Annotated in this window: 21 protein-coding genes and 1 tRNA gene; 7 read left to right on the top strand and 15 right to left on the bottom strand. The window is 64.9% G+C overall.

Annotation, left to right across the window (positions count from 1 at the left end; genetic code table 11):
- Window positions 1-369: 369 nt before the first annotated feature.
- Both glnA and GY937_23470 read right to left on the bottom strand, forming a co-directional pair.
- Window positions 370-1785 carry a type I glutamate--ammonia ligase gene (gene glnA, locus GY937_23475; protein MCP5059676.1) on the bottom strand — a complete coding sequence of 472 codons (1416 nt, stop codon included), beginning with the start codon at window positions 1783-1785 and terminating at the stop codon, window positions 370-372.
- Between the two features lie 89 nt (window positions 1786-1874).
- Window positions 1875-2213: a P-II family nitrogen regulator gene (locus GY937_23470; protein MCP5059675.1), complete on the bottom strand. Its 339-nt coding sequence runs from the start codon at window positions 2211-2213 to the stop codon at window positions 1875-1877.
- Between the two features lie 293 nt (window positions 2214-2506).
- On the opposite strand from GY937_23470, the gene GY937_23465 reads away from it, so the two are divergent.
- Entirely contained in the window at window positions 2507-2821 is a 315-nt protein-coding gene (locus tag GY937_23465) for a hypothetical protein (GenBank protein MCP5059674.1), read from the top strand.
- Between the two features lie 112 nt (window positions 2822-2933).
- On the opposite strand, the gene GY937_23460 is transcribed toward GY937_23465, so the two are convergent.
- The 5 genes from GY937_23460 to GY937_23440 all read right to left on the bottom strand — a co-directional run bounded on the left by GY937_23460 (window position 2934) and on the right by GY937_23440 (window position 7435).
- Window positions 2934-4259, bottom strand: a complete 1326-nt coding sequence (locus tag GY937_23460; GenBank protein ID MCP5059673.1) for an outer membrane beta-barrel protein — start codon at window positions 4257-4259, stop codon at window positions 2934-2936.
- A gap of 234 nt (window positions 4260-4493) precedes the next feature.
- Window positions 4494-5189 (bottom strand): glycosyltransferase, encoded by a 696-nt coding sequence (locus GY937_23455; protein MCP5059672.1) that lies wholly within the window; start codon window positions 5187-5189, stop codon window positions 4494-4496.
- Entirely contained in the window at window positions 5186-6160 is a 975-nt protein-coding gene (locus GY937_23450; protein MCP5059671.1) for an aminomethyl transferase family protein, read from the bottom strand. The genes GY937_23455 and GY937_23450 overlap by 4 nt, the downstream gene beginning before the upstream one ends.
- Window positions 6157-7197, bottom strand: coding sequence for an NTP transferase domain-containing protein (locus tag GY937_23445; GenBank protein ID MCP5059670.1), 1041 nt, complete (start codon window positions 7195-7197; stop codon window positions 6157-6159). Before GY937_23445 ends, GY937_23450 begins: the two co-directional genes overlap by 4 nt.
- A gap of 162 nt (window positions 7198-7359) precedes the next feature.
- Window positions 7360-7435, bottom strand: a tRNA-Ala gene (locus GY937_23440).
- 73 nt (window positions 7436-7508) lie between these two features.
- Between GY937_23440 and GY937_23435 the strand changes: the two genes are divergently transcribed.
- Window positions 7509-7955, top strand: a complete 447-nt coding sequence (locus tag GY937_23435) for a universal stress protein (GenBank protein ID MCP5059669.1) — start codon at window positions 7509-7511, stop codon at window positions 7953-7955.
- A 10-nt stretch (window positions 7956-7965) separates the two neighbouring features.
- Here the strand turns inward: GY937_23435 and GY937_23430 are convergent, their stop codons facing one another.
- The 8 genes from GY937_23430 to radA form a co-directional block, all read right to left on the bottom strand.
- Window positions 7966-9585, bottom strand: a complete 1620-nt coding sequence (locus tag GY937_23430; GenBank protein ID MCP5059668.1) for an SIS domain-containing protein — start codon at window positions 9583-9585, stop codon at window positions 7966-7968.
- Window positions 9582-10670: a hypothetical protein gene (locus GY937_23425; GenBank protein ID MCP5059667.1), complete on the bottom strand. Its 1089-nt coding sequence runs from the start codon at window positions 10668-10670 to the stop codon at window positions 9582-9584. The genes GY937_23430 and GY937_23425 overlap by 4 nt, the downstream gene beginning before the upstream one ends.
- Before the next feature lie 50 nt (window positions 10671-10720).
- Window positions 10721-11377 carry a response regulator gene (locus tag GY937_23420; protein MCP5059666.1) on the bottom strand — a complete coding sequence of 219 codons (657 nt, stop codon included), beginning with the start codon at window positions 11375-11377 and terminating at the stop codon, window positions 10721-10723.
- Window positions 11378-11428: 51 nt separating this feature from the next.
- Window positions 11429-12151 carry a hypothetical protein gene (locus GY937_23415; GenBank protein MCP5059665.1) on the bottom strand — a complete coding sequence of 241 codons (723 nt, stop codon included), beginning with the start codon at window positions 12149-12151 and terminating at the stop codon, window positions 11429-11431.
- Window positions 12148-13440, bottom strand: a complete 1293-nt coding sequence (eno, locus tag GY937_23410; protein MCP5059664.1) for a phosphopyruvate hydratase — start codon at window positions 13438-13440, stop codon at window positions 12148-12150. Before eno ends, GY937_23415 begins: the two co-directional genes overlap by 4 nt.
- A 120-nt stretch (window positions 13441-13560) precedes the next feature.
- Window positions 13561-13884: a helix-hairpin-helix domain-containing protein gene (locus GY937_23405; protein ID MCP5059663.1), complete on the bottom strand. Its 324-nt coding sequence runs from the start codon at window positions 13882-13884 to the stop codon at window positions 13561-13563.
- Window positions 13885-13931: 47 nt separating this feature from the next.
- Window positions 13932-14981, bottom strand: a complete 1050-nt coding sequence (locus tag GY937_23400) for a polyprenyl synthetase family protein (GenBank protein ID MCP5059662.1) — start codon at window positions 14979-14981, stop codon at window positions 13932-13934.
- 73 nt (window positions 14982-15054) lie between these two features.
- On the bottom strand, window positions 15055-16452 hold the full coding sequence (radA, locus tag GY937_23395; GenBank protein MCP5059661.1) for a DNA repair protein RadA: 1398 nt from the start codon (window positions 16450-16452) through the stop codon (window positions 15055-15057).
- Between the two features lie 37 nt (window positions 16453-16489).
- On the opposite strand from radA, the gene GY937_23390 reads away from it, so the two are divergent.
- The 5 genes from GY937_23390 to GY937_23370 all read left to right on the top strand — a co-directional run bounded on the left by GY937_23390 (window position 16490) and on the right by GY937_23370 (window position 21095).
- Window positions 16490-17110, top strand: coding sequence for a class I SAM-dependent methyltransferase (locus tag GY937_23390; GenBank protein ID MCP5059660.1), 621 nt, complete (start codon window positions 16490-16492; stop codon window positions 17108-17110).
- Between the two features lie 185 nt (window positions 17111-17295).
- The gene (bioB, locus tag GY937_23385) at window positions 17296-18381 is read left to right on the top strand and encodes a biotin synthase BioB (protein MCP5059659.1); all 1086 of its coding nucleotides are present in this window, start codon (window positions 17296-17298) and stop codon (window positions 18379-18381) included.
- Between the two features lie 73 nt (window positions 18382-18454).
- Window positions 18455-19561: an 8-amino-7-oxononanoate synthase gene (gene bioF / locus GY937_23380; GenBank protein ID MCP5059658.1), complete on the top strand. Its 1107-nt coding sequence runs from the start codon at window positions 18455-18457 to the stop codon at window positions 19559-19561.
- Window positions 19558-20226, top strand: coding sequence for a dethiobiotin synthase (bioD, locus tag GY937_23375; GenBank protein ID MCP5059657.1), 669 nt, complete (start codon window positions 19558-19560; stop codon window positions 20224-20226). Before bioF ends, bioD begins: the two co-directional genes overlap by 4 nt.
- Window positions 20227-20306: 80 nt before the next feature.
- Window positions 20307-21095, top strand: coding sequence for a hypothetical protein (locus GY937_23370; protein MCP5059656.1), 789 nt, complete (start codon window positions 20307-20309; stop codon window positions 21093-21095).
- Window positions 21096-21099 lie beyond the last annotated feature (4 nt).

Raw genomic sequence — 21099 nt, 5'->3', positions numbered from 1 at the left:
TCAGTGTCCACCCTCAAACCAGGGTCGCCGAACTCACGCCGCGCCTCTGGAAAGAGAACTTCGCCGACGCTCCCCTCGGGCCCCTGACAGGCTGAGACCCCGCGATACGGGCTGCAACCACGTCCGAGGCTGGCCGCTTACAGCAAGATGATCCAAGAGCGTGAGCGTCGGGGGGAGCGGTCCATTCTGCACCTCCTTGAACCCCCTATCGTGCGCCTACCGATGGTTCGGGGCAAGGGGATTCGGCCAAGTAGCCGGAGTGAAAGGGCCCCGCCGGCATTGCCGACGGGGCCCTGGTATCTCAGACCGGATTCGGCCTCTCCGAACGAGAGCCGGGTTCGACCACTCCGAACAAGAACCGGGTTCGGCCTAGATGTCGAAGTAGAGCTCGAACTCGTGGGGATGCGGGCGAAGGCGCATCGGGTCCACCTCGTTCTCGCGCTTGTAGTCGACCCAGTTCCTCACCGAGTCGTCGGTGAAGACGTCGCCCTTGAGCAGGAAGTCATGGTTGTTTTCGAGTTCGTCCAGGGCCTCCGAGAGGCTGCCCGGCATGGTCTCGATCGAAGCCAACTCCTCCGGAGCCATCGAGTAGAGATCCTTCTCGAGCGGCTCGCCCGGATCGATCTTGTTCTCGATGCCGTCCAGGCCCGCCATCAACATGGCAGAGAAAGCCAGGTACGGGTTGGCCGTCGGATCCGGGTAGCGGACCTCCACGCGCTTGGCCTTCGGGCTCGCCGAGTACATCGGGATCCGGCACGAAGCCGAGCGATTCCGAGCCGAGAGGGCCAGATTCACCGGCGCCTCGAAGCCCGGGACCAGGCGCTTGTAGGAATTCGTGGTCGGATTGGTGAAGGCTGCCAGCGCTCGGCTGTGCTTCAGGATGCCGCCCACATACCAGAGGCCGAGATCCGAGAGTCCGGCGTAACCGTCCCCCGCGAATAGCGGCGTCCCTTCCTTCCAGATCGACTGGTGGCAATGCATGCCCGAACCGTTGTCGTCGAAGAGCGGCTTCGGCATGAAGGTCGCCGTCGCGCCGTTCTGACGGGCCACCTGCTTTACCACGTACTTGAACTTGGTGAGCCGGTCGGCCATGTCCAGCATCGTCTCGAACTTCATGTCGATTTCGCACTGGCCAGCGGTCGCCACCTCATGGTGCTGCGCCTCGACGTGCAGGCCGACCTGCTGCATGACCAGCACCATCTCGGTGCGGAGATCCTGCAGGGAGTCCGTCGGCGGCACCGGGAAGTAGCCCTCCTTGTGACGCGGCTTGTAGCCGAGGTTCCCGCCTTCTTCTTCCCGCCCCGAGTTCCAGATCCCTTCGACGGAGTCGACCTCGAAGAAGCCATGGTTGGCCCCCGTCGAGAAGCGGGCGTCGTTGAAGACGAAGAACTCGGCCTCGGGTCCGAAGAACACCGTGTCGCCAATCCCGGTCTGCCTCAGATGAGCCTCAGCCTTGCGGGCAATGTGGCGGGGATCGCGATGGTACGGCTGGTGGGTGATCGGATCGACGATGTCGCAGATCAGCACCAGTGTCGGATGGGCGAAGAATGGATCCATGAACGCGGTCGAGGCGTCCGGGACCATCAGCATGTCGCTCTCGTGAATCGCCTGCCAGCCGCGGATGGAGGAGCCATCGAAACCCATCCCATCTTCGAAGGTCGACTCGTCGACCTCACTGATGGGGAAGCTGCAATGCTGCCAGGTGCCCGGCCAATCGATGAACCGGAAGTCCACCATCACCGCGTTGTTTTCTTTGGCCAGTTCGAGGGCCTGTTTGGGAGTCATCGGTTCGCTCGTTCCTCTGATTGGGGGAGGTTGGGGGTTGGGCTGGGGGCTCCGCCTCCATCGGTCTGGCCACAGCCTGCGGAGCCGAGTCAGACTGCGGCGGGCCCGCGTTCTCCGGTGCGGATCCGCACCACTTCCTCCATGGGGAGGACGAAGATCTTGCCATCACCGATGCGACCGGTGTTGGCAGCGCTGACGATCGCCTCGACAACCTTCTCGGCCATCTCGTCTGCCACGGCGATCTCGATCTTCACCTTCGGCAGGAAGTCGACGACGTATTCGGCACCCCGGTAGAGTTCTGTGTGGCCCTTCTGGCGGCCGAAGCCCTTGACCTCGGTCACCGTCATTCCCTGGATTCCGATCTCGTGCAAGGCCTCTTTGACCTCGTCGAGCTTGAAGGGTTTGATTACCGCCTCGATCTTGCGCATCACCGCTCCTGTGCGCCTGTCGGCGCTCCGTCCAGGCGTTTCGAGTCCGGCCCGCTCGGGTCGGCTCTCGCCTGATTCGGCTCAGAACGCCGGACCGTATCACAACGGCCTCAGGACATCGCCTGTTCTCGGGCCTGGAACAAAGCAACCGCGGTGCCAACGAAGAGAGGGCCAATCATCCCCGGATCGGCCGGATCCGGCAAATTTGTGCCGAGACTTGCCCAGATGATGGGCAGCACCTGCTCAAGATCCGGGCATCGGCTCCGCCCCGGGCGTTCCGGAACCCCTTTTGGATGGAACGTCGCTTGCAGCAAGGGGCCATCGTGCACGAATCCACCCTATCGACCGCAGGCAGCCTGGTCCGGGATCTCCCTGACCTCGAGCGCCTGTTCCAGAGTTTCTTCGAGCGATCAACCCAGGAGGGCGGCGCGCCGCCGGCACTGCGGGAATGGACCGACCTCGCCGAGGCCTGGCGCATCCTCCACGCCCTTCGCCAGGCCCGGGGCAACCGATCCGAAGCCGCCCGCCAACTCGGCATTGGCCGCCGCACGCTCTACACCAAGATGGAGAAGCTCGGCATCGAGCCGACTTTCTCCGTCCGGCCCTGAACCGGGCGCCAGCGCGATACCAACGCAAAAGGGCGTTGCGTTCACCGGGATCCGGTGAGCGCAACGCCCCGTTGCGTTGCCTTGACCTCGAGGGGCGTCCCCTCGGTCGCATTCAGAAGGTGTAGATGACCTCGACGCCGGCGGTGAGCTGATCGTCCTCGTCGAAGCTGGCTACGCCCGGGGCGAAGCTGTCGTCTCCGACGAAGAGGTCTCCACCGTCGCTGATGTCGTCGTAGCGAAGCTCGCCGCGAACCAGGAGGTTCTCGGTGAGCTTGTAGTCGACGGTTCCAGTCAGGCCCCATACGTCGAGATCGCTGCCGCCACCAAAGAAGTTGTCGATGTCGACGTACTCGGCGCGGAACGCGACACCCGTGCGCTCGTTGATCGCAAGGCGACTTGCCCAGGAGACTCCGTAACCCTCGATATCACGACCACGAGAGTTCTGGGTCTCGATGTAGTCGGCATTCACGTAGGTGGTGAAGTTCTCGGACGGGCTGAAGGAGAGGATCACATCCAGGATCGTCTCCTTGTCGCCGGCCGGTGCGTCGAAGCCCAGGCCGCTGTCCGAATCGCCGTGGATGCCGTTGAACGACCAGGAGAACTGGCCAGCACCACCGCCGATCGACCACAGCACCGCCTTGTTCTTGTTCCGATCGATATCGTTGGCCGGGAACGATCGCGTCTCATTCACGAAGCCAAGTGAAACGTCGAGGCCCGCAACAGCGGTCGAGGCCAGGATTCCCGTATGGGTGATCGGCTGGAACAGGTTGTAGACGTGACCGCGTGTGATGTTGAAGTTGTCGGGAGACTGCACCACTTCGGCGCCGATCAAGGTGGCGAATTTGCCGAACTTCATCTCCACACCCTCGCCGAGCGGGGCCAGGTATTGGATGTAGGCCTGATAGAGCTCGAAGTCGTTGCCGCTGAATCCGTCGCCTGCGCCGAAATCACCGGAAAGCAACCCGGCGTCCTTGCCGTAGACGAAGTCCGCACGGAAGCCGGCGCGGTTCTCCTCGCTGATGCCCCGCTCCATCCAGATCCAGAGCTGGTCCAGGGAGAAGCTGTTGGCATCCGGACGGAATGGATAGGCGAAGCCGCCGGTATTCGAGCCGTTCAGTGCCCGACCATCCGGATCGTTGAAGTTGTAGAGATAGCTCGCCGAAACCCAGCCACCGATCTCGATGGTATCGAGGAACTGGGCCAGGCCGTTCGAACCGCGCTGGTCGAGTTCGACCTGCTCGATCACGTGTTGCTGAGCGGAAAGCCTCTGGTTGGCGGACGAGAGCTGATCGGTGGTCGCTTCGAGGCGATCCTCCATCTGGCTCATCCGCTCCTGCATGAGGCGCATCTGCGCTTCCATGTCTTCATCCGCCGCCAGTGCGCTCCACGGCACGAAAAACGACGATGCCACCAGGACTGTCAGCCATCCAATTCTCATCTCGGGAATCCCTCCTACTGATGATGCCCCTGCATGAACGAATGCGGGGCTGCAACTCCCATACCAGGCTCTTTGCGTGTGCATTCGTGCACAACTGGGCAGAGACCGGAACCTCTCGTCTTAGAACTCGTAGAGCGGGACCGGGGAGATGCCCCGATCGGAGGCGTGCGTGCTTGGAAATAGTGCACGCGTCTTGCCGTGGCAACGGGGTACGCGCACGATCTGCCCGGTCGCTCAATCGCGCGGCCAGAGATCCTTCTCATCCAGGTAGGCCCGTGTACGCGAACACGATCCCATTGTGTTCATCGTGGTGCGAAGCACTCGCAGATCATCGATGGTATCGATGTCGAAGCCTTCCGGAAGAACGACGTGGCGGAGGCCGAGTCGATCGGCCTGGGCCAACGTGTCACCGAGAACCGAAGCCGTGCTCATTGGATGGTCGAAGATCCCGGGCGCCGGCCTGCGCAGGCCGACCAGGTTGTAGCCGCCATCGAGATCCGGACAGATCACCAGATCGGCCTGCTCGAGCCCGACGAGAGCGGCCTCGAGCACGGCACCATCCAGTGCGGGGCTGTCGCTTCCCCGCACCAGGATCGGTCCGAACCCCTCGGCTGCGGCTTCCCCGATGGCGTGCTCCATCCGCTCGGAGAGGCCCGGCCCGCGCTGGCCAACCACCGAGCAACCGACCGGCACGGGAACCCCGGGCGATTCGACCGCCTCATCGGGGTGGATTGCCAACCGAAGGGACAAACCGAGCGCCGGTGCCGCTCGGGCCATCGCCTCGAGCACGTCCTCGAGCAGGCAGGCGTAGAATTCTGCGGCCTGAAGCAGGGTGAATGGCGGGCAGAGCCGGGTCTTCACGGCACCGGCGTCCGGGCGCTTCGCGAAGACGATCAGCAGCGGACCCCTGTCCCCTGAATCGCCGCTCACGAAAGAAAAGGCAGAGCGACGATCTGGGCGCCGAAACCACCCGCCTGCAGCTGTGTCCCGGCCTCCGCCAACTCGGCCTTCACGTAGCCCATTCCGATCGGGCCAAGACTCGGCGAGCGAACACTGCTCGTCACTTCGCCGATCTTCCGGCCCTCGTGCGCCAACTCGCTCCCGCGCTCCTGAAGCTCGCCAGCGAAACGCAAGCCGACCAACAGATGGCTCGCCCGACCGCGGCTCCGCATCCGGGCCACGACCTCCTGGCCGGTGTAGCAGCCCTTGTTCTCCGAGACAGCCTCGTCCATCCGTGCCTCTGCAGGCAGAACGGAATCATCGAGCTCCTTGCCCATGGCAGCCTGGCCCATCTCGATGCGCAGGCACTCGTGGACTTCCGTGTCACCATCGACCAGTCCGTGCCTTTCGCCGACAGCGCGCAGGGCCTCTGCCACCTCGTCTCCGCTGCCCGCAGGTGCGAAGAACTGCAACGCGGGCAAGCCGGTGAGGCTGTAGTTGGCGACACGAACCTCTTCGTCCGCAATCCGCGCGACGACCGAGCCGCCTGCGACGGCTGGTGGCGCACCTCCCGTCATGGCTGAGAAGATGTCCTCTGCGGTGGGACCGTCGAGAGACCAGCGCTCCAACTCGGCGCTGCGATCCGAGAGGTCGACGTCATCCGCGATGATGAAGCCCTCGAGAACGGAGGTGATCCGCGACGCGTCTGCCCGCGGAAGTCCGAGCCAGAAGACCTCGTCGAGACACAGGATGCGCAGATCTGCGGTGATGCGTCCCTGCCGTGTGAGCAACAGAGCGCGGCAACCTGCGCTGGGCGCGAGCGAGGCCACATCGTTGCTGACCATGCTATCGAGCCAGCGCGAGCGTTCGCTGCCGGAAACTTCGATCACCCCGCGAGTTTCCTGTCGGAACAACCCGGCGCCGGCTCGAACCGCGTCGAGACTTTCGGCCAGGCCGCTCATGTCGAGTCCTCTCCTCCACCTTGCCAGCGGCGGACCTCGAACTCCGTCGCTCGCTCGGGCAGAAGTGCCGTGCCGTAGAGCGCCTCGACGGTCTTTTGTTGACGGGCATGCCAATCGTCCCAGCGTTCTTGCATCACGTCGAAATCGCGCTCGTTGTCCACATCGACGGCGCAGCCCCCGCCTTCGGTGATGACGACACGGATTCGGGCCTTCAGCAGAGCGCCCAACGCACGTTCGACCCGCTCGATCGTGACCCAGTTCCGAAAGCGGTCGGCCAGCCAACGCCAGCGGCGGCGGTCGAACACGCCCGCCAGATGCATCAACGAGTAGTAGAAGAGGACACGCAGGCCACCGCCCTCATCCCAGAAGATGCGCCAGGCCAGGGCCAGCGCGTTCCCGAGTTGCTTCTGATAGCGGTGCTCGTACAACTCTTCGATGTGCTGCCGCTTGCCGAGCTTCGGAGGCCTGGCGAGGTGCAAGTTGCTCTGACGCATCCTTCCCTCGCGAAGATTGAAGTAGGCCATCTCGATGCCTGGCTTGCCGGCCTCCCCCGGGCTGCCGACCTCCGGATAGAACGGCTGCATGCTCTCTTCGCTGACCAGGCCGAGGGAGTAGTCCACCTCCTGGGCAGCGCCCTCCTTGATGAATGCGGAGATCTCCTGAGGCGTGGCCAACGGGACGTCGGAGGAGAGGAAGAGCACGAGATTCTCCCGCTCATCGGGAGTGGGATCCCGGCCCGCGGGGCCCGCACCGGGCAACAGCCGCCGATAGGTCTCCCAGGCATTCTCGAGCAGGTTGCGAAACTCCGGGACCACCGTGAGGGGTTTGCACAGCTCCCCCGCCAACTCGCGAGTGAGGGTCGCTTCGAGCCGAGCCGCATCACCGACGACCCAGACTTCGCTGACCTCGGGCACCCGTTGGAGAGCGGCCACCGCGTGGCCCACGAGGCTCCGGCCCGCCAGCTCCAGGTGGGCCTTGTTGTCCCCGTAAACCGCCTTGGCGGCTCTCCCGCCTCCGGCGGCAACGATGGCCGGCACCTGCAACCCAGCTGACTCCCGTCGAACGATTCAGACTACCCCGCGTTCCACACCAGGTAAACGCTCGTGACTACGAGACAAGAACCATCGCTGCAAATCCGACCGCTGCGGCCAGCGGTGTGACGCGCAGCGAGGATGAGCCTGGCGAAACCCGCGAAGGAATGGTGGAGCCGAGCGGGATCGAACCGCCAACCTCCGCGTTGCGAACGCGGCGCTCTCCCAATTGAGCTACGGCCCCGCCGGGAAGGCAGAAACGGTAGGCGTCCCCGCAGGAACTTGCAACGGCGGCCTCTGGAGAGCAGGCTTCCTGCATGACCGTGCAACTTCGTCGAATTCTGGTCCCGATCGATTTCTCGGAGCACGCCGAGCCCGTCTTGGAGTGGGCGGCGCACCTGGCAGCGGAGCATGGCAGCGAGATCATCCTGCTACACGCCTACCACCTGCCCGTGGAGTTCCAGCAGCTCGAAGGTGCCTACCTGCCCCAGGATTTCTGGGACACGGTGAAGGACGAGGGCCAGCAGGGCCTCGCGACCCACGCCGAGGCGCTCCGCTCCCGCGGCATCCAGGTACGGTCCGTCGTACGCGAGGGCTACCCGGCCACCGTGATCGAGGAAGAAGCTGCGGCTGAGGGCGTCGACCTGATCGTGCTCGGAACCCACGGCCTCTCAGGCCTGAAGCATCTGCTCCTCGGCAGCATCGCGGAACGCGTCGTCCAGAAAGCCCCCTGCCCCGTACTCACGGTCAAGCTTCCCAGCTGAAGAGTCCGTTTCAGACTCCGTCCCCGCTCGTTGACTTTTCACCGAGTTTGCCGGCCGGGTGACGGGCATGATAGGCGGCGCGGGTGAAGCCGCGTTCTTCTTCGAGGGCTGCAGAGAGGGCAGCGAGCACGAGCAACTCGGCGGCGACACTGGCGCGAGGCGCAAGGCCAAGACCTCCGCCTTCCTGATGGACGCTGGCGTCGAGCACGACGGCTGCCTCTGCGGCGAGCGGCGAGTCCGGATTCCCGGTCACTGCAATGACCTCGGCACCTAGCGCTCGGACCGCCTTCGCGGTTGCGGTGAGCTCCGTGGCTCCGCTGTTGCTGATGGCGATCACGACGTCTCCAGCCACGACCTGGCCGGCACTACCGTGCACGGCTTCGGTTCCGTGCAGAAAGGTTGCCGGGGTCCCGGTGGACGAGAGCAGGGATGCCGCGTAGTGCGCAACGTGTTCCGGCTTTCCGATCCCCGTGACGTGAAGTCGCCCGCCGCGCGCTTCGCAGGAGCGGATACAAGCCGCGGCGGCATCGAAGCCGGCCGGATCGTATCGCTCGCGGAGCGCGATCAACTCGTCCACAGCCACACCGAGAGCATTCATCGCGCGTTCGGATGCCAGAATGGCCGAGGTGCCCACGCACTCGGGCAAGGCCAGCTCGATTGGTGCACCATCGTAGAGCTCGGAAACCCTTGCGAATGCGGCCGCTGGATCGTCCGGAAAGGCTCCCAGCTTTTCGACACAGGCTGCACCACAGGCGTTGGCCAGCAGCGCTGTATCTTCCCAACCAAGCCCATTGGCAAGTGCCACGAGCAGACCTCCCAGGAAGGCATCGCCAGCCCCGGTCGTATCGACCACCTCTTTCGCGGCCTTGCTTGGAACGCGCAATGCGACACCCTCTGCCGAGATCGCACAACCCGCCGCACCATCGGTCACGATGACAGCGTTGTTCCCATAACGCGCACGCATTGCCTCGGCGACGGCAAGGACATCGCCGGCTGCCTCGGGCACCAGCTCCGCGGCAGCGGCCTTGGCAGGTTTCAACACGTCGGCTGCGCACAGCAGCTTCTCGAGCGTCGGCGTGTCGCCCAGGCCCGGAACCGCAGCCGACGGCGGAAGGTCGAGATCGAGCAGCGTCGGAACCCCCGCCTCCCGTGCGAGTTCCAAGACGCATAACGCGGCATCGAGAGGTAGTTGCGAAACCTCGGTCGTGACACGTGCGGCCGCTTGGATCAACTGCGTGAAATGCTCGCGAATGAAGGCGGGTGTGGTTTCCGAGGTGGCTCCCGGTGCCATGTAGATGGCCCGCTCGCCAGAATCATCGACGAAGATGTCGGCGAAGGTGCTCGCGGAACCATCCAGGACGAGATGACGCTCGATGCCAAGCCCGTCCATGGCCTGGCGCAGGAAACGTCCGCCCGCATCGTCGGCCTGCTTGCCGAAGATGCCCGTCGGATTCCCGAGCACGGCGGCCCAACCGAGATGATTGAGTACGACGCCGCCAACGCGTTGCTCCTCGGCCACACCACCCTGAACGTGGATCGTTCCCTTCTCTTCGCTGCCGAGAATACGCGGAACCCGGCGGATGCGATCCACCGCCATGGAACCGATTCCGAGGGTTCGTCCGCGCTTCACTCCGCGGCTCCGGGCTCCGGTGTCACCCAGGTTGGAACGAGCAGCTCCGAGGCTTGATTCCGGACTTCTTCGAACATTTCATCGAAGCGTTCCGCATCCGGGCGAGCAAGAGCAGGTGTACCTTCCGCGACTGCGTCACAACGAATCACACCTCGCGAAAGCAACGCGCGCTTCAAGCAGGCAATCGTGCGCTTGCCACCTGCGGCTCGCGTTCCTAGGCGAAATGCCTCCACCACCCGTTGGATCCTGTCCATTCGCTCGGCGTCACCGGCGCGACATAGTTGCCAGGCGCGGGCCCACTCTCGCGGCATCGCGTTGGCGGGCCCGGCCACCACGCCGATGGGAAGCCCACCCCGCATGCGATTGCGCTGCCAATGCTCCGAGATCGAACCCACGATACCCGTCCGCGGCCGGAAGATCTCGAAGATCAGCATCGCATTGCCAACGTAGATTCCGAATTCGCCGCGATCGCGAAAGCCCCTTGCAGCTTGCGTGTAGTTCCCCAGCACGCGCTTCGACGCGCTCACCTTGATGCCACGGACGAAATCGAGCCGTGAGAGTGCCTTGACCTGCCGCGTTCGGATGTGGGGGATCTTCGGATCCACGGCGATATCCGCGTTGTCGTACAGATACACCGGAATGCGTCGCGTGCGTGCGTCCAGCAGATCGGCCACGTCGCGAGCAACGAAGCGCACCGGATCCGAAAGACCGCGGATCGAGAGTGGCGCCAGCACCGCCGCATCTACGCCGCAGGCGATCGCGGCATCGAGATTTTCGAGGGTCTCCTCAGGCGTACGAGCCGTGATTCCCGCCCAGGATTCGACGGGCCTCCCGAGTTTGGCGTTCGCCTTGGCGACTTCCTCGGTACAGACCTGAATGACACGCCGCTGGGTCGCAGCGCCGATCCGATCCCACTCTCCCGTGGTGCCAGCCGCGAAGACGACGTCTGCCCCATATCCATCCTGGACGACGAAGCGCACGACCGAGCGCAGATCGTCCTCCAGCAGCTGTCCATCTTGGGACAACGGCGTCACCACGGGCACCGAAAGCCCGGGTCGGGGTCGCGTATCCTCGACCGTCCTCATCGCCCGGAAGGTTAGCGAGTCGCAGGCGAGGACGTTCTTTCGGCCTCGACCTAGACCGTCTCGAAGAACGTCGCGATCGGAACGCCCAGAGCCGTCGCGACCTTGTACAGGGTCGTCACCGAGGCAGCGCTCTTCCCGAGTTCGATCTGCGAAATCAAGCTCACCGAGAGGCCCGTCCGGTTCGCGACCTGTTTCAGGGTCAATGTCAGGTCGTGACGCCGTCCCCGGATGCGCTCGCCGATCGCAGAGTTGAGGTGCTCCTCCGGATCGACAGCCAGGCCGTGCTCTTTCACAGCGGCCGAAAGAACCGGGCGCAGATCATCGACGGCGGTGGGCCTCTTCAGGTAGTCGAAAGCGCGATGCTTCATCGTCGCCACCGCCGCTTCCACACTGGGCTCGTCGGTCATGCAGATGACGCAGAGGTCGTCGTCCACGGAGCGGATCTGCTGGAGCAGGCCGATTCCACCGTCCCCAGGGCGCCCGAGATCGAGCAGCACCATCTGGTAGCGGCCATTCCTTACTTCCTGGGCGGCCTGGGTGGGCTCCTGAAGGGCGGTGGCTTCATAGCCCTCTTGAGCCAGGAAGTGGGCCAACTGGCCGCGCATCTGCACGTCGGGCTCGACCACGAGAACGTTCAAGGGTTGGCTTCCTGCCATGATTCCTACGACCTCCGCATCCATGGAAACACCCATCGATTCGGCTGACATCGGAATTTCTTTAGGGGAAAACCCGGAGAAAACCGGTGGTTTTACCGACCCCTAAGGCCGAGGCTGCGAGTCTGGGAAGAGCCACTCTCGGCGGAACGTCTCCGGGCTCGTCTTCGTAGCGGTTACACCTCGGAACTCCATCCGGATGACCGGTGCCTCGCCCTGTTGAATGCTGAGCCAGGCAGGCCAGAGCACCCCGTCGAAGCTCTCCAGGGGCCCCAATCGCACCGTGATGTTCGCAGGCAGGTCGATCCGGACCGGCGAAAGGCTCTCCATATCGACCCACAGCGCCGTCGCGCCTCGCCCGCCGAGCACGTAGGCGTCCAGATCGTCGTCGTGGCCCAGCTCAATGGCACCCCCCGGCGCCCCGAGGGCAGCCAGGGCGGCCTGAAGCTTGGCGCGTTGCACGAGCTGGAGAAGGTGGAGGGGCGGGAGCCGCAGCTCGCCTGAGTGCACGCCTCCCTCACGAGTCGCCTCGAGCCGAGCCCCGGCTCGGAGATGGCGTTCGATCCGGCCACCTTCCAGCAGCTCGAGCCGAGCCTTGCCCGAAGGATCCGCGATCAGCGTTCCGCTGGCGATCTCCTCTTCCGTGTCGCCGCGCTGAAGACTCACCTCCATCGTCAACGCACGGTTCCGCTTGGCAACGCGATTTGCCTTCGCCACCGCACCCGCCACTTGCTTGGCGGGCGGGATGTAGGCGAGCGCAGCCGTCGCCAACCCAACGGCAAGCATCAGGGCCATCATCAGACCGAGACTTCGGAGACGAACCGTCATGCGCCGATGATGGTCTCTCGGCCCGCATAACGTGCCTTGCTGCCGAGCTGGGCCTCGATGCGAAGCAACTGGTTGTATTTTGCCACCCGATCCGTGCGGCACAGGGAGCCGGTCTTGATCTGACCCGCACCGGTCGCCACGGCCAGGTCCGCGATGGTCGTATCCTCTGTTTCCCCCGAACGATGTGAGACGACGGAGGAGTAGCCGGCGACCCGTGCCATCTTCATGGCGTCGAGGGTTTCAGAGAGCGTGCCGATCTGGTTGACCTTGATCAGGATCGAGTTGGCGACGCCGCGCTCGATGCCCTGTTGCAAGATCGCCGGGTTGGTCACGAACAAATCATCGCCCACCAGCTGAACCTTCCCGCCCAACGCGTCGGTGAGCTTCTTCCAGCCGTCCCAATCATCCTCCGCCAGCCCGTCCTCGATGGAGAGGATCGGGTAGCGATCACACCAGTCCTGGTAGAAGGCGACCATCTCCTCGGGGGTCTTCTGCTTGCCCTCACCGGCGAGATCGTAGATGCCGTCGGAATAGAACTCGCTGGAGGCCGGATCGAGGGCGATACCGATCTCGTCGCCCGGCCGATAGCCCGCCTGCTCGATTGCAGACAGGCATAGCTCGATGGCTTCCTGATTCGAGGAGAGATTCGGTGCGAAGCCACCCTCGTCGCCAACGGAAGTGGCGTAGCCCTTCTCCGAAAGAACGCCCTTCAGCTTGTGGAATACCTCGGCACCCCAACGCAGCGCCTCGGCGAAACTCCCTGCGCCCACCGGGTAGAGCATGAACTCCTGCAGATCGACATTGTTGTCAGCATGGGCTCCACCATTCAGCACGTTCATCATCGGGGCAGGCAACAGATGCGCATCCTCACCGCCCAGGAAGCGGTAGAGCGGCTCATCGCGAATCGCAGCGGCGGCGTGGGCGGCCGCCAGGGAGACACCCAACAACGCGTTGGCACCCAGCCGCGATTTCGTCTCGGTGCCGTCGAGAGCGCAAAGCGCATCGTCGAGGGCGCGTTGTTCGTCCAGGCCATCGAGATCGCGACCGCTGATGGAGGCTGCGATCTCGCCATTCACGTTGGCCACGGCGGTGCGAACGCCCTTTCCGAGGTAGCGATCCTTGTCGCCATCCCGAAGCTCGAGGGCTTCGCGGGCACCTGTCGAAGCACCGGACGGCACGGCGGCTCGGCCGCGCTTGCCGCTGGCGGTCGCCACCTCGACCTCGAGTGTGGGGTTGCCACGGGAATCGAGGATCTCGAGGGCACGGACGGTGGTGATTGCGCTGAACATACGGCCTCCGGGCTGGGGGGAGGGCGAATTTTAACCACTCGTCCTGCAGGGCGCCTCGGCCGCGTGCGGAGAAAAACCCGACCCATGCGCAAATGCGCATGGGTCGGGCAAACCCTGGACCTAGTCGACCCGAAGCGTGGTGGCGCCACCAAGCTTCACGAAAGGCCGAAGCTTGGCGAGCGCCGCCTCACCGATGCCTTTCACATCTGCCAGCTCGTCGACCTTCTTGAAGCCGCCGCGCTGCTTGCGAAGCGCCACGATGGCCCGCGCCCGGCTCTCGCCCACGCCGGGCAGGAGCACGAGCTGGTCAGGGCTCGCGGTGTTCAGGTTGAGCGCCCCCTGAAGGGCCGGTGCAACAGCTTCCGCCGGTTGGGGCCACCAGACGGAGCCGGTCGCCGGAGCCGCCAGGGCGAGCGCCAGGGCGAGGCCCAGCTTCTTGGTCATGGTTCGGAGGATCATGGGGAGGTTTCCCCGGGACCAGCGGGGCGAGGTCAGCTCGTGCGATGCACCGAGTAGTCGGCGGCCGCAACGAGGGCGTCTCGGATCGCACCGTCGGGGAACGGGGCGATGGCTTCGGCTGCGCGCCTGACGTGCTCCTCGGCGCGCCGGTCCGTGTCTTCGATGCCACGGTGACGGCGCACCAGATCGACGATCGGTGCAAGCTCTGCCGGGCTCAGCACCTGATCGATTTCGATCGGGCCTTCGGCCTCGAGCTCGAGGGTGCGCTGGGCGGCGGTCTTCAAGAGACCGGAAATCAACTCGCGCTCGGCTGGGGCGCAACGCTTCAGCGTCAGCAGGAGCGGAAGGGTGACCTTCCCCTCGCGAACATCCGTGAAGGGCTGCTTGCCGAGATCCTCTTCCCCGCCTGCGAAATCGAGGGCATCGTCGCGCAGCTGGAAGGCCAACCCGAGTTCTTTGCCGAACTCAGCGATGCGCCGGCGCTCGGCTCGGGTCACACCACCTAACACGGCACCGGATTCCGCGGAGGCGGAAAGGAGGGTCGCGCTCTTCCGCTCGATCACCGAGTAGTAGTGGGCCTCCGTCACGCGCGGATCGAAGCTCGCTTCGAGTTGGAGGAGCTCCCCTTCGGCCATCTGCCGGATGGTGCTCGAGAAGATCCAAAGGATATCGAGGTCGCCGTCTTCGACGACCATCGACGACGCACGTGCGTAGAAGAAATCTCCCACCAGCACCGCACGGCGGTTGCCCCAGATCGCCCGTGCGGCCGCGCGCCCGCGCCGTAGATTTGCCAGATCGACCACGTCATCGTGAAGCAGCGTGGCGGTGTGCAGCAACTCGACGGCGGCGGCGATCTGCACACAACGCGGTCCGGTGTAGCCGCAGAGTTCGGCTGCAAGCATGACCAGCACCGGGCGCAAGCGTTTGCCACCGGACGAGAGCACGTGTTCGCCGATCGCGCCGACCAGCGCCTGTTCGGAAACGAGCTGGTCGCGCATCGTCCGCTCGACCTGTTGCAGGTGCGGTTCGAGTCGAGCAAGCGCCGTGGCAAGGGCCGGCGGAGGGGAGGAACTCTTCGCCATCGTCTCCGACGCTAGCGCCAGTGCCCCCCGGTGTCAAAACCCGATACGTAAAAACCCGTGTAATGGCAGGCGTTTACCGTTGTTCACCTGGGCGTGAAACAGCGTTCTCGAAGAGCCAACGAACCGCCTGGCCGATATCCTCGACCCCAAACGCACCGTCGACCGCGGGTGCTTCGGCAGCCACCGCCGCAGGCACCAGGACGCGGCCGAAGCCAAGCCGGCCGGCCTCGCGCAGGCGTTGGTCGAGGCGTCCCACCCGCCGCACCTCCCCGCCTAGCCCGACTTCGCCACAGGCCGCGACATCCGCGGGCATGGCCTTGTCGAGACGACTGGATGCGATGGCCAGGGCGACCGCGAGATCTGCGGCGGGTTCGGTCACGCGCACGCCACCAACGACGTTGACGTAGACGTCACAGGACAACAGATCGATTTCGCTGTGGCGATCGAGTACCGCTAGCAACAGCGCGACGCGCGCGTCATCGATGCCGACGCAGGTGCGACGCGCCGTGCCATAGCCCGCCGGCGCGACGAGGGCTTGAACCTCGAGCAGGACAGGACGTGTACCTTCCATGACGGGCACGATGCAGGAGCCCGGCGAGCCCGGCCTACGCTCGGCCAGGAAGAGCTCGCTGGGATTCTCCACCGCGCTGAGACCCTTTTCGCCCATGGTGAAGATGCCGACCTCCTGGGTCGAGCCGAAACGGTTCTTGCTGGCGCGAAGCAGCCGAAATGGCGTGCTGCGATCGCCTTCGAAGTTCAGGACGACATCGACCAGGTGCTCGAGCACGCGCGGCCCGGCCAGCGTGCCTTCCTTGGTCACGTGGCCGACTAGCACCAGCGCGGTGCCGTGGTTCTTCGCCGTCGCCGAGAGCAACGCCGCGCACTCTCGCACCTGGGAAACGGAACCGGCGGCGGATTCGATCCGCTCCGTCCGCGAGGTCTGAATCGAATCGACCACGACGACGGCCGGGCTGTGGTCGCGCCACGGCCCGGCCAAGGCCTCGACCCGCGTTTCCGACAGAACCATCAGGGAACGGGGGATCTCGCCCAGGCGCTCGGCGCGCAAGCGCACCTGTTCGAGGCTCTCCTCACCCGTCACATACAGAACCCGGCCGGCCTTCTGTTCGATCTGGGCCGCAAGCTGCAACGAAAGGGTGGACTTGCCGATCCCCGGCTCGCCGCCGATCAACACCACCGAGCCCGGCACCAGACCACCACCGAGCACGCGATCGAGTTCGGCGATGCCGGTGGGGAGGCGCGGGGCACCGTCGGTATCCACGTCCGCCAGAGGGATGGCCTTCCCCGCGGCTCCGTCAGGTTGAGCCGCCACCAGACTGGCAACCAGCTCGTCACCCGCCACCGGCTCCTCGATCAGCGTTTCCCAGGCCCCACAGCCCGGGCAGCGCCCAAGCCAGCGGGGCTGCTGGGTGCCGCACTCGGTACAGCAAAAAACGGAGCGCGGCTTGGCCATGGACGCAAATGTAGCCGTGGAGGCCTAAGATGGAGGCATGGGTCTCTACGACTTCTACGAGCAGCGCCTCTTCCCCCCGATCCTCGACCGGGCGATGAGGAAATTCGGCCCCCAACGCGAGGAGACCTTGGCTGAAGCCAAGGGGGACGTCCTCGAGATCGGCTTCGGCACGGGCTTGAACCTCCGGTACTACCCGGATGGCGTGGAAAAGCTCTCTACAGTCGATCCGATGGACGCGCTCCAAGAGAAGGTCCAGACGCGCATCGACGCGGTGGACTTCCCGGTCGAACGTCACCATCTGCCCGCCGATGGCGCCCTGCCGTTCGACCAGGGCCGGTTCGATACGGTGACCGTCACCTGGACCCTGTGCACCATCCCGGACGCCCACGCCGCGCTGAAGGAGATGCACCGGGTACTCAGTCCGGAAGGCAAGCTCCTCTTCATCGAACACGGCCGCAGCGACGATGCGAAGGTCGCCAGCTGGCAAGACCGCATCAACCCGCTCTGGAACGTGATCGGCTGCGGCTGCAACCTGAACCGCAAGACGGGTGAAATGGTCGAGCGCGCCGGCTTCCAGCTCGAACGCCTCGAACAGCTGATCGAGGGCCCGCGCGTCTTCGCCACCCTCTACCGAGGCGCCGCTCTGCCCAAAGGCTGAAGAGTCAACCAGCGGGGACGGGGTTTACAATTGACTTCTTTGGCGGGTGCCCGCCAAAGAAGTCAATTGTAAACCCCGTCCCCGCTGGTTGACTCTTCCCCTGTCACCCTCGTGCAGGGTGATGGTTGACGGGGGGCGAGGCGGACTTGTAACATCCCGTTCTATTGAGGTTTTCGGGAGGTTCCATGTTCGAACACTATGCATGGCTGGCGGATCGGGCCCTGGCTGGAGAGGCACCGTCGGAGAGCGACGCCGGTTGGATCCTGGACGGCGAGGACGTCCAACTCCTGCCCTTGTTGCAGGCGGCCTTCGCCCCGCGGGAGAAGCATTTCGGCCGCAAGGTGATGGTGCATGTGCTGAACAACGTGCAGAACGGCCTGTGCCCGGAGGATTGCGGCTACTGCTCCCAGTCGAAGAACTCGGATGCGGCGATTCGCAAGTACCCGATGAAGAGCGACGAGGAGATCCTGGCGGAAGCAGAAGCCGCCGCCCGGGCAGGGGCCTCGCGCTATTGCATGGTGATGTCGGGCAGGGCGGCAACCCTCGCACACACCCGCAAGCTGGCGGAGCTGATCCGCACGGTAAAGGAAACCTACCCGATCGAGGTCTGCGTCTCGCCGGGCCTGATCAACGAGGAACAGGCGCGCATCCTCGCCGACGCCGGCCTCGACCGATTGAACCACAACCTCAACACGAGCCAATCCCACTATCCGGATGTCTGCAGCACCCATACATACGAGGAGCGAGTGGAAACCCTGCGCGCTGCCAAGAAAGCCGGCATCCAGCCGTGCAGCGGGCTGATCATTGGGATGGGCGAGGAGAGCCGGGACATCGTCGAGGTCGCCTTTCGCTTGCGCGAGCTCGAGGTGCCGTCCATTCCCGTGAACTTCCTGATCCCGATCGATGGCAACCCGGTGATGGAAGATGGCAGCCTCACACCGGAGCGTTGCCTGCGAGCGCTGGCGCTGGTGCGGCTCATCAACCCGACCGCCGAAGTCCGCATCGCCGGCGGGCGAGAAGGCAACATCCGCAGCCTCGGTCCGCTGGCACTCTGGCCTGCGAACTCGCTCTTCGTCGACGGCTATCTCACGACCCGGGGTGACAACGAGATCGATACCTACCGGATGATTCGCGACGCGGGCTTCGAGGTAGACGGCAACCCTGCCTACGACGCACTGCATGCGGAAACACCGGAAGGCGAGTTCCGCTTGCGTGGTGGCGACGGCGAAATCCTGAAGCCCGGGATCGGGCGGCCCACCCGGGGCTTCTGAGTTGGGCGACCCGGTCGCCGAGGTCGCCGCCGAGGCATTGGGTGCCATTCGGGCTCGTGGTACCCATCGGCGAATGCGCGTGCTCGAGGGCATCCAAGGGCCTCGCATGCAGGTCGATGGCCGCGACGTGCTGCTCTTCGCCGGCAGCAACTATCTCGATCTCGCCGGGCATCCTGAAGTCGTCGAAGCCGCAGCCGCGGCGGCACGGGAGCACGGCGCCGCCGCAGGTGGTTCACGGCTGATTTCCGGCAACCTGGCCATTCATGAAGCGCTCGAAGAAGAATTGGCTGCATTCCTCGGCACGCCATCCGCATTGGCGTTCAACACGGGCTACATGGCGAATGTCGGGGTGATTCCGGCGCTGGTCGGCAAGGGCGACGTGGTCGTGTCCGACGCCCTCAACCATGCGTCGATCATCGACGGCTGCCGGCTCTCCCAGGCCGAGACCCGCATATTTCCCCATGGCGATCTAGACGCGTTGGCAGACGTACTGGCGAGAGCGGAGAACGAGTTCCGCCGCATCCTCGTCGCCATCGATGGCGTCTACAGCATGGACGGAGACGTGGCGCCGCTTCCGGAAATCCTCGCCCTCGCGCGCCAGCACGGAGCGATGACACTTCTGGACGACGCCCACGGCACCGGAACCCTGGGTCGAGCCGGGCGCGGCAGCGCTGAGCTTTGCGGTGTCACGGAACAGGTCGACGTATTGATGGGGACGCTCGGCAAATCGCTGGGTTCCTTCGGTGCGTTCGTCGCCGGGGGGGCTCGGCTGCGCGAGTTGCTCGTCAACACGGCCCGCAGCTTCATCTTCTCGTGTGCCCTGGCACCGCCGGCCGTAGAAGCCGCGCGGGCTGCGCTCCGCCTGGTGGATCGCGAGCCTTGGCGCCGGGAGCAGTTGCAAACGAACGCTGCTCGCCTGCGGGAGCGACTCAGCCGAAGCGGCCTCTCCACCGCTCCCAGCACCACCCATATCGTACCCGTCGTGCTCGGCGACAATGCACGCACCATGGCCGTCTGCGAGCGGCTGCTCACTCGCGGCTTCTACGCCCAGGGCATCCGGCATCCCTCCGTACCCGAAGGCACCGCTCGCTTGCGCATTACGCCGATGGCCACGCACAAGGAGGCCGACATCGACGCCCTGATCGGGGCCGTGGCGGAAGAAACCGCGGCACTCCCTTGAGCCGAGGTTGGTTCGTCACGGGTACCGATACCGGAGTGGGCAAGACGGTGGTCTCGTGCGCAATCGTGCGAGGCTTGCGAGCGCGAGGCCTCGATGTGGGGGTCATGAAACCCGCGGAAACCGGCGTGGGGGAGGCGGGCCCCCTCGATGCGATCGCGTTGCGAGAGGCTGCCGCCACATCGGACATGCTCGAGCAGATCTGCCCCCAGACATTCAGCCTGCCGGCCGCCCCGACCGTGGCCGCCCAGGCTGAAGAACGCGAGGTGGATGCCGAGACCATTCGCGCCGCCTGGCGTGAGCTCTCCAGGCGACATGAGCTCATGGTGGTGGAAGGTGCCGGCGGCCTGCTCGTTCCGCTCTGGAAAGGCGCGACGATGGCCGACCTGGCCAGAGAGTTGAAACTGCCCCTGGTCATCGTGGCCCGCGCCGCACTCGGCACGATCAACCACACATTGCTGAGTCTCGAAGCCGCCGAAAGGCGCGGGCTGACGATTGCGGGCGTCGTGATCTCTCATTCCACGGGGCCACTCGTCGACGCAGACGCCCTGAATCTGGTGGTTTTGCGGGACGCCCTCGGTGAACGGTTGATTGGCGAAATTCCGCCGCTCGCCGAACACGCCCTGCCAGCCGACGGAGCCATCGACCTGGATCGTCTGGGGCTCTAGAAGCCGGCGGCAAGACCTGCGCGGCCCAGCCGACCGTGCTCCTCTCAAGACCGAATTCTGAAGCGCCGATGAGGGGTTGCATGAGGTGGCCCAGACGCGTCGCTGGCTTTGCGATCACGTTCGCAATGAGTCTGCTCCTGCTCGTCGCAAGCTCCAACCGGGCCACGGCCGAGATCTGGATGCCTACAGCCGTCGGCAATGAATGGAAGTACCGGATCACCGAGACGGCCGAGTACGCGATCGGTGGCCAGGCCGTTTCCCAGGAATCGAAATCCGGCCGCTACCTGCGCGAGATCACCAAGCAGGGCCAGCACGCGAAGGTGCCGGTTCCGGTCTTCGTGTTCGAGGAGGTGCGCGAGTGGAAGGGCGACCACGAGGATGGTCGCACGACCAGTCTCGGAGCCTTGCGCAGGGGCGCTTTCCTCGAATTCGCCCTCGACACCGGCGAGGGCCTGAGCTTGCACCAGAATCCACTCGTCTACGTGCCGGCCAGCGTCAAGGGTGGCATGAGTTGGAAGGTCGGCACCCTCGAACTGAACGGTTTGATGGTGGAGATGCAGGGCGAGATTCTCGGACTTCAAGCGGCCAAGACTCCGGCGGGTGCTTTCGAGCGCTGCCTCAAGGTCCGCTACACCGGCGCCCTCAGTGGCATGATCGAGCTCGAGGATGGCCGTCTGCCGGTTCGCGATGGCCAGATGGAGATGACCCATTGGTTCGCGCCCCGGGTCGGGCTGGTGATGGCAGAAGAGTCCGTCCGCATGGATCTACTCACGGCCCAGGGGACGATGACCAGTACGCTCACGGACCACTACGCGCTGGAGCGCTTCCGGGTAGACGGTGCCCCCATCCCTGCCCGGCTGGCCCCCTGAGCGG

Source organism: bacterium (genome assembly GCA_024228115.1).
Taxonomy (GTDB): Bacteria; Myxococcota_A; UBA9160; order UBA9160; family UBA6930.
Note: the sequence above shows the minus strand (reverse complement) of the source record. Positions and strands in the feature narration are given on the sequence as shown.